The 2,314-nt window shown below is 70.0% G+C and carries 1 protein-coding gene; it reads right to left on the reverse strand.

Annotated features, from left to right (window positions below; genetic code table 11):
- A partial coding sequence (locus AB0G02_RS35805) for an MMPL family transporter (RefSeq protein ID WP_360803573.1) occupies positions 1–2,045 on the reverse strand: 2,045 nt, incomplete at its 3' end.
- Positions 2,046–2,314: the final 269 nt, after the last annotated feature.

Consider the following 2,314-nt stretch of genomic DNA (forward strand, 5'->3'; position numbering starts at 1 on the left):
CGCTCGGTCCTCGGGGTCTCGTGCTCGCTGAGCCGGAAGCGGTCGTGGATGGGGCGCAGGAACCCCGGCGCCCACCAGTTCCACTTGCCCAGCAACGTCATCGTCGACGGCACGAGGACGCACCGCACGATCGTGGCGTCGATCAGCACGGCCACGAACAGGCCGATGCCCAGCTCCTCCACGTCCGCCAGGTCCGCGATCGTGAAGCCGGTGAACACGATCAGCACCAGAGCGCCCGCCGACGTGATGACGCGACCGCTGCGCTGCAACCCGCGCCGCACCGCCGTGTCGGTGTCCTCACCCGCGTCGACGTGCTCCTTGATCCGACCGAGCAGGAACACCTCGTAGTCCATCGAGAAGCCGAACGCGAACGCCGACACCAGCAGCAGGATGTACGGGCTCAGCCCACCCACCACCAACGTGTCCAGCACACCGGACAGGAACCCGTGCTGGAAGATCGCCACCATCACGCCGATCGTGGCGCCCAGCGACAGCACGTTCATGAAGATCGCCTTGATCGGCACGGCCAGCGAGCCGGTCATCAGGAACAGCAGCACGAACATCGACAGCAGCACGACCCCGATCGCGAGCGGCAGGCCCTCGGTCGTCTTGTCCCACAGGTCGACGATCACCGCCGCGTCACCGAGCACCCACGACTCGCCACCCGGCGGCCGGTCGGCCCGCACCCGCACGACGAAGTCCTGCGCCGCCCGGCTCTGGCTGTCGCCCGCCATGTCGAAGGCCACCGTGGACAGGTTGTCACCGGTCGACGCCGCCGGACGGGCCCGGGGCGCGGAGGGGTCGTCCTGCCACCGCCGCGCCCACGCGTCGAGCTCGGCCGGACCGGTGCGCGCCACCACGACGACCGGCGGCTGCACGGCGACGCCGAACCTGCCCTCCAGCACGTCGGCCGCCCGCGCGGACTCCATCACGTCCCGCGGCAGCCCGGCCAGCTGCGGCAGCTTGGCCGTGGTGGTGAGCCCGGGCAGCGCGAGCAGCAGCAGGACCGCCGACGCGACCAGCGTGACGATGATCGGCCGTCGCTGGGTGAACCGCGCGATCCGGGCGAACCCGCCGCGTTCGGCGCTGTCCGCCCGGGACGCCTTCGCGATCGCCTTGGCCGACGGCCGGATCCGCTTGCCGAAGAACCCCAGCATCGCGGCGGTCAACGTGAGCGCCGCCGCCATCGCGATCAGCGTCGCGGAGATGCCCGCCGCGCCCATGGTCTGCAACCGCGGCACGTCGAACGCCAGCAGGCCGCTCAACGCCGCCGACACGATCAGGCCGCTGAACAGGATGGTCCGGCCCGCCGTGGCCCACGTCCGCGCCGCCGCCTCGTCCGGCGCGTGCCCCGCGACCAGCTCGTCCCGGTAGCGGGCCACCAGCAGCAGCCCGTAGTCGATGGACAGGCCGAGGCCGAGCAGCGACACCACGGACATGACCGTGCTGTCGAGGTTGAGGAACGTGGAGAACAGCAGCACCATCGCGAACGAGCCGGCGACCGCGGCGATCGCGGCGATCAGCGGCAGCAACGCGGCCAGGATCCCGCCGAACACGATGATCAGCGCGATCAGGATGATCGGCAACGTGCTCAGCTCGGCGCGCAGCGTGTCCTTGCCCGAGGTGGTGTTGGTCTCCTGCGCCTGCGGCTCGTCGCCGCCGATCACGACCTCCGCGCCGGTGACCTCGTCGGCCACCCGGTGCAGCCGCTGCGAGACGTCCTGGAGCACCTGCTTCTTGTCGGCCTTCGGCATCTTGCCGAAGCGCACGGTGATCTGCGCGGCGGTGCCGTCGGACGACACGACCGGCTCGTCCACGGTCTTGATGCCGCCGATGTCGCGCACGTCGTCGACCGCGCGGTCCATCGCCGCGACGGTGGTGGACGAGCGCACGTCGCCGCCGTCCACGACGGCGACCAGCTTGTCGTAGTAGTCACCCTCGTTGGTCAGGACTTGACGCGCGAGGTTGGATTCCATGCCCTGCGAGGGCTTGTTGAGCGCCAGACTGCCGAACAGCGGGCCGAAGGCCGCGCCGCCGATGACCATGACCAGGAGCCAAGCCCCGAGTACCCACCAGCGCCGCCGATAACAGAAGCGCCCCATCCGAGATAGCATGGTTACAGCTTGTCGACCGGACGACCACGTGTCGTTAAGGCTTGCACCCCGCTTTACCTGCACCCAAGTACAGGTCGTGAACGGGCACTGGCGTCATGGTGGGGCCGCCGGAGGCGAACTGCCAGCCGAACTCACCGATCACCAGCGGCCAGCCGTTGGCCTGGAACCGGTTCAGGTAGTCGGTGATGCAGGAGGCGGTG

The organism is Actinosynnema sp. NPDC023658 (assembly GCF_040639995.1).
Taxonomy (GTDB): Bacteria; Actinomycetota; Actinomycetes; order Mycobacteriales; family Pseudonocardiaceae; genus Actinosynnema.